Origin of the sequence: Cognatilysobacter lacus (assembly GCF_008274655.1) — a bacterium.
Lineage (GTDB): Bacteria > Pseudomonadota > Gammaproteobacteria > Xanthomonadales > Xanthomonadaceae > Cognatilysobacter > Cognatilysobacter lacus.
The window spans coordinates 1-5,747 of record NZ_VTRV01000162.1 but is presented as its reverse complement, the minus strand read 5'-3'; the positions used below and the strand labels follow the sequence as shown (position 1 = coordinate 5,747).

Here is a 5,747-nt window from a genome sequence, read left to right as displayed (position 1 = left end):
GCGAGCCACTGCGCCAAAGCCACCAGTTCGAGCTGCATCGGCGCGAGCAGCGCGCGATACGACTTCTTCTTCAATTGCGGCATGCAGACCGAGCTTCCTGCGGCCGCCACGATGCTGGCGTTGCTCGCCGTGGCGCTGGCCCCGGGGCGCAATGGCTGGATCGCGGTGGCCGTGCTCGCGGGCTTTCTCGGCGGGCTCAAGGCCGTCCATCTGCCCGCCGCGATCGGGCTGGTCGCGTTCGCCGCGATACGTTCGGCGCGCGGCCTTCCCGCGTCACGCGCGGTCTGGGCGCTGGCGGCGTTCGTGTTCGTCGGCGGCGCCAGCTACGCCTATGCGTGGACGACCTGCGGCAATCCGCTGCTCCCGCTGTTCAATGCCACGTTCCGTTCGCCGTGCTTCACGCCTGTCGACTTTGCCGACGCGCGCTGGCGATCGGTCCCCGGCATCCCGCTCCCGTGGTCGATGACGTTCCTTACCCACCACCACCTGGAGGGCTGGGACGGCGGCCTGGGCGTGTTGCTGGTCGCATTCGCCGGCGTCGCGGCCGCGGCACTGATGTCTGCGCGTACCCGCGTGCCGATGCTGTGCGCGCTCGTCGCGGTGATCGCACCCATGGCGGTGCTTGCGTACGCGCGCTACCTGGTGCCCGGCCTCGTGCTGAGCGTGCCGGTCGCGGTGGCGACCATGGCGCGCCTTTATCCAGTGCGCCGAGCCGCGCTGGTGCTTGGCCTGCTCTGCGCCTTGGACCTCGCCTTCCAGGCCAACGCGGGCTGGCTGCTGCACACCGGCGGGATCAAGCGCGCGCTGCTGGCGGGTGGCACCGACGCCCCGCTGTTCGAGGAGTACGCGCCCGAGCGCCTCGTGATCGAACAGGTGCGCAACACGATGCCGACGGCGACCGTGCTCGACCTCGGCCACGCGACACACGCCGAACTGGCGGGTCTCGGGCGCACCACCAGCTGGTACGCGCCCCGAATGCACGCCGCCGCGGCCGCCGCAGACCGCGATCCGACCGGTGCCGCCTGGGCCGCACTGTTGGGTGCCTGGCACATCGATCTAGTGCTGCTGCGCGGGCCCGATGCCACGCCGGCGCGCCTGGCGGGCCTCGCCCGGGTCGGCGCCCACGTCGTTCTGACCCGCGGCCCGGTAAAGTGCTGGGCCATTTTGCCCGCAACGCATCCATGAGCCTGAGCCGCCAGAGCCGCGCCTACCTGACGATCGGAATCGTGCAATGGGTCGTCGACTGGGCCGTCGTGGTCGCGCTCAGCCACGCCGGCATGGGGATTGAACCGGCCAACGTGCTCGGGCGCATCGCCGGTGCGATGCTCGGCTTCCGCATGAATGGCCGGTTCACCTTCCGCGACGCCGAGGCGGCGCTCGGCGGCACGCAGTTCACGCGCTATGTCGTGATGTGGGTGGCGACCACGATCGTCAGCACCTGGTCGCTCGGGATGATCGATCACGTGGTGGGCCTGCACTGGGCATGGCTCGCAAAGCCCGCAGTCGAAGGCGTGCTCGGCGTGGTCGGGTTCCTGCTTTCGCGACACTGGGTATATCGGCGCTGAGACGCGCTTCGCGTTTCGCTGCGCGCGCGTGTGGCGTCGCCCATCGCGCGGGCGTTAAATGAAATCAGGTCGGCCTCAGGCACGCCGATCGCCGGGGCAATGGTGTCACGGCAGCGCAGGAGGGGGCGATGGACCAGGTACGCCACGGGGCGCCGGCCGGGTTGTGGCAGGCGCTGGTGCATGAGGCAGGGGAGCGCGCGGGCTGTCCGCTCGACGAAACTCGCGAGAGCTACCTCGTCTTCATGCTGCTGCGCCACCAGCTCGACGGACAGTTGCTTGCGCGCGCGCAGGCACTCGAATGGTTGCAGGCGCAATCGCACACCGGCGCGATGCGCGACGACGCATTGCGCGACGTCGGCGACCATTGCCTGCTGATCGCGGGCCTTTATCCCGCGCAGGCCGAGCGACGCAGCGTCAGCGTCCGCTACTTCATCGATCTCGGTCGCAGCGCGTATCTCGGCATTGCCGAGGCGGGTCGCACCGCGTATGCCGCGCTGTTCGGCGAGCTCGCGCAGAGTTACGGCGAGCTCGTCTGCACGCTGCGTGCGGTTCGTCCGGACATGGTCGGCGTGCCGGTCGACTACGCGCGGATGGCACGGCTCGTGCCCGCTCCGGGCCGGCACTGAAACCGGGACGCCGGCACGACGCCGGCGTCCCCATGGCGTCGCCGATCAGCGCGACGGTGCGTAGCGCAGCGTCACGAACAGGCCGCGCGTGGGCTGGCGATAGAACTCCACGGTTTCGTAGCGGCGATCGAACAGGTTCTCGACGCGCGCCTGCACGCGCCAGTCGGCGTTGAACGCGTACTCGCCGCGCAGGTCGACGGTGCCGAAGCCGCCCAGCCGACGCAGGTTGGCGAGGTCGTCGTAGCGCGCGGCTTCCCCGCTCGCGGTGATGCCGAGGCGGAATGCGCCGAACGCACGATCGAGGTCGACGCGTGCACTCGCGGTCGCGCGGCGCGGCAGTTGCGTCGTGACCGCGCCGGTGCGGTTCTGCGGTTCGACGCGGCTGATGCTTCCGTTGGCGATCCAGCCGGCGACCGTCGCGTGCCCGGACAGCTCGGCGCCGCTCAGCCGCGCGCGCTGGATGTTCTCCGGACGGAACGTGCTCGAGCTGTAGGCGATCAGGTCGTCGACATGGGTGCGGTAGACGTCCAGCCGCAAGCCGGCGTCGGCCCCCGGCGCCCACGCGATACCGGCTTCCACGCTCCGCGAACGTTCGGGACGCAGGCCGGGATTGCCGAAGCCGAACGGGTAGTAGAGCTCGTTGAATGTCGGCGACTTGAACGCGGTGCCGGCGCCCGCGGTGAGGCGCCATGCCGGTGCGATGTCGGCGCCGACCGCGATGTTGCCCGTCGAGTGGCCGCCGAATTGTTCGTTGTCGTCGTGGCGTGCGCTGGCTTCGAGGTCGATGCGGCCGAAGTCGCCGAGGTACTGCAGGTAACCGGCGCGATCGATGCGCCGCGTCAGCACGTAGGCCGTATCGCTGTCGACGCTGTCGCGCTGCCATTCGAGGCCGGCGCTCAGCCGGTGTGCTGCGGCGAGGCTGAAATCGCCCTGCAGCGTCGCGGTGTCGCGATGGGTGTCGAAGGCGCCGATGAAGGCGGCATCGTGATAGTTGTCCGAGGCGTCGCGGTCGCGCCCGACCTGCAGCTTCAACGACGCCTTCGATGACGGGGTCCACGCCGCGCCCGCGCCGGACACCTGCTGCAGCACCTTCGAGCGATTGAAATAGCCGTCGTACCTGTTGTCGCCCTGCGCGCGCAGCACGTTGGCGTCGACCGCCCACGCATCCGACAGCCTCACGCCGCCGCGCAGCGACGCGGCGTCGCGCGTGTAGCCGTCGCGGTCCGGCTCGTTGGCGAAGCAGCCGCCGGTGAGCGAGCCGCGGCAGGCGTCGTAGCCGCCGGTCTGCTGGCGCGAATAGTCGGCGCCGAACCAGCCGCGGCCGACCTTGCCGCCGACGCCGGCGCTCGCCTCGTACGTGTCACGGCTGCCCGCGCCGATGCTGAAACGCGGCGCGAGCGCGGAGGAATCGCGTCGGGTGAAGATCTGGATGACGCCGCCGATCGCCTCGCTGTCGTAGAGGCTGGAGCGCGGCCCACGCACGATCTCGATGCGATCGATCAGTTCGACGGGAATGTCCTGGAACGACACCAGGCCGGACGTCGCCGAGCCCATGCGCACGCCGTCGACGAGCACCAGCACGTGGTCGGACTCGCTGCCGCGCACGAACAGCGTGGTGAGCTTGCCGAGCCCGCCCTGGTTGCCGATCGAAATGCCGGCGCGGCCACGCAACAGGTCGGGCAATGAGCGCGCCTGGCTGCGCTCGATTTCGTCGCGGTCGATGACTTCGACCGGAGCCAGTACGTCGCGCACGGCGACCGGCGCGCGGTTGGCGGTCACCACGACCTTGTCGAGCGTGTCGGTGTCGCTTGCGGATGCGGGAAAAGCGAGCGTGGCCAGCACGGCCACGGAAAGAACGCGAAACGTCATCGGAAATCTCCAGCGCGCACGGCCCCACGCCGTGCAGGGAAGGAAGTCGCGTGGAGAAGGCGAAGCGCGACGACGGCGCACGCGCCGCGAGCCGCGCGATGCCCTCCGCATCGCAACCAGTCAGGCTTCGGGGCCGGTCTCCGGACTCGCGAGCGGATGCGGTTGCATCCCGCCTTGGCGCCTTCCCGTGACGAATCACAGTGGCCGATGCCGCGGCTTTGCTCGCTTACCGTTGCGGGGGCAGTGCCGGAATGGCGCATCGATCGCGCGTCACCGGCTTCCCGTTTCAACCCGATGCCGGACGGCAGCGGGTCACCCAGAAGCGGCGCGAAGTCTACGGGAAAGCGGGGCGGCGTGCGGCCGCATGCGTGGCCATGCAAGCCCGTCGGTGCAGGGCGCGCCCGGGTGCCGGAGAACGCCCAACACGCATGCCGGCTCTAGACATCGCGCGGATGTGGAAGGCACGCCGCGCTGCTCGGCACGAATCGACCGCGGTCAACAGACTGTCAGAACGACAACACGTCCGGTGCGTCGGCGGTGGGTGCCGCATCGGGCGCATCGCCCATCATCGTCGTGGTCACGACCGACGGCGGCGGGCCGCGACGCGACGAAGGCAACAGCGCGATCGCGTCGTGCGCCTGCGCCGCGAGTTCGGTGCGGCGTTGCAGGTCGACCTGCTGCCAGTGGCAGCCCACCAGCACGCCTTCGAGCGCATAGAGCAGGTTGAGGCTCGGCTTGAAGCCGGCACGCTTCACGCGCATGTAGGCCTCGAGCGCGCCGACCGCCGCCACGTCGTCGAGCGTGCGGATGCCGACCTGGCGCAGCCACGCCGCCGACTTGCCGCCGATCGCGAGGGGCTTGGGCGCGGCGTCCATGTCAGCCGAGTGAATCGACGAAAGCGCGCGCGATCGCCTCGAGGCCCGACTGGTCATCGGCATCGAAACGATCGGGCTCGGGGCTGTCGAGGTCGAACACGCCGATCAGCGAACCGTCCGGCGCGACGAGCGGCACGACCAGTTCCGAGCGCGAAGCCGAATCACAGGCGATGTGGCCCGGGAACGCGTGCACGTCGGCGACGCGCTGGGTCCGTCGCGTGCTGGCCGCTGCGCCGCACACGCCCTTGTCGAGGGGGATCCGCACGCAGGCTGGCAGCCCCTGGAACGGGCCGACCACGAGTTCCGAGCCGTCGTACAGATAGAAGCCCGTCCAGTTGAGCGACGGCAGAGCGTGGTACACGAGGGCGGACAGGTTGGCGGCGTTGGCGATGCGGTCGCGTTCGCCGTGGAGCATGCCGTGCACCTGCTGCAGAAGCTGCGCGTACTGCTCGGGCTTGCTGCCGCTGAGCGTGGAAGCGATGAAGGTCATGCGCGGAGTCTAGCCTGTGCACGGCGGCGCTCCGGATCGCGCCCGTGGGACGGACCGGCCCAGGTCGGCGCGGCATCGACCGGGCAGTCCGCGCAGGGCCGCTGCCCGCCCGGCATGACTTTCCGCCCGTGTCGGGGTCAGTCCAATAGCTATACTCCGCGGTGCACAAATGCCGGGCCGGCGCATCGCGACCGTTCCCTCCACCGGAGCTTCCGATGATCCGCATCCCGCGCCTTCTAGTCGCCACCGGCGCCCTCAGTCTCGCGTTGGCCGGCTGCGGCAAGGCCGGCGCGCCCGCGCAGGGCATGGGCCCGGGCGGCCC

At 70.3% G+C, this 5,747-nt stretch carries 5 protein-coding genes, 1 pseudogene and 1 riboswitch; of the genes and pseudogenes, 3 read left to right on the top strand and 3 right to left on the bottom strand.

From position 1 onward, the window contains the following. The 3 genes and pseudogenes from FW784_RS12015 to FW784_RS12005 all read left to right on the top strand — a co-directional run. Positions 1–1,185 (top strand): annotated as a pseudogene (locus FW784_RS12015) (hypothetical protein); the annotation flags it as partial. Continuing rightward, positions 1,182–1,565, top strand: a complete 384-nt coding sequence (locus FW784_RS12010) for a GtrA family protein (RefSeq protein ID WP_149353579.1) — start codon at positions 1,182–1,184, stop codon at positions 1,563–1,565. The pseudogene FW784_RS12015 and the gene FW784_RS12010, both read left to right, overlap by 4 nt. A 128-nt stretch (positions 1,566–1,693) precedes the next feature. Continuing rightward, positions 1,694–2,191 carry a hypothetical protein gene (locus FW784_RS12005; RefSeq protein ID WP_235893671.1) on the top strand — a complete coding sequence of 166 codons (498 nt, stop codon included), beginning with the start codon at positions 1,694–1,696 and terminating at the stop codon, positions 2,189–2,191. A 45-nt stretch (positions 2,192–2,236) separates the two neighbouring features. On the opposite strand, the gene btuB is transcribed toward FW784_RS12005, so the two are convergent. From btuB to FW784_RS11990, 3 genes are all read right to left on the bottom strand, one after another. Then, the gene (gene btuB, locus FW784_RS12000; protein ID WP_149353578.1) at positions 2,237–4,060 is read right to left on the bottom strand and encodes a TonB-dependent vitamin B12 receptor; all 1,824 of its coding nucleotides are present in this window, start codon (positions 4,058–4,060) and stop codon (positions 2,237–2,239) included. A 114-nt stretch (positions 4,061–4,174) separates the two neighbouring features. Further along, positions 4,175–4,395: riboswitch (cobalamin riboswitch) on the bottom strand. 171 nt (positions 4,396–4,566) lie between these two features. Continuing rightward, complete coding sequence (locus tag FW784_RS11995; RefSeq protein WP_149353577.1) at positions 4,567–4,935, bottom strand: TfoX/Sxy family protein; 369 nt, start codon at positions 4,933–4,935, stop codon at positions 4,567–4,569. Position 4,936: 1 nt separating this feature from the next. Further along, a complete protein-coding gene (locus FW784_RS11990; protein WP_149353576.1) occupies positions 4,937–5,425 on the bottom strand; it encodes a GAF domain-containing protein in 489 nt (162 codons plus the stop codon). Positions 5,426–5,747: the final 322 nt, after the last annotated feature.

Excerpts from the sequence above, each read along its gene's own strand:
- FW784_RS12010 (WP_149353579.1), top strand. The coding sequence starts at position 1,182 with ATGAGCCTGAGCCGCCAGAGCCGCGCCTACCTGACGATCGGAATCGTG.
- FW784_RS12005 (WP_235893671.1), top strand. The coding sequence starts at position 1,694 with ATGGACCAGGTACGCCACGGGGCGCCGGCCGGGTTGTGGCAGGCGCTG.
- btuB (WP_149353578.1), bottom strand. The coding sequence starts at position 4,060 with ATGACGTTTCGCGTTCTTTCCGTGGCCGTGCTGGCCACGCTCGCTTTT.
- FW784_RS11995 (WP_149353577.1), bottom strand. The coding sequence starts at position 4,935 with ATGGACGCCGCGCCCAAGCCCCTCGCGATCGGCGGCAAGTCGGCGGCG.
- FW784_RS11990 (WP_149353576.1), bottom strand. The coding sequence starts at position 5,425 with ATGACCTTCATCGCTTCCACGCTCAGCGGCAGCAAGCCCGAGCAGTAC.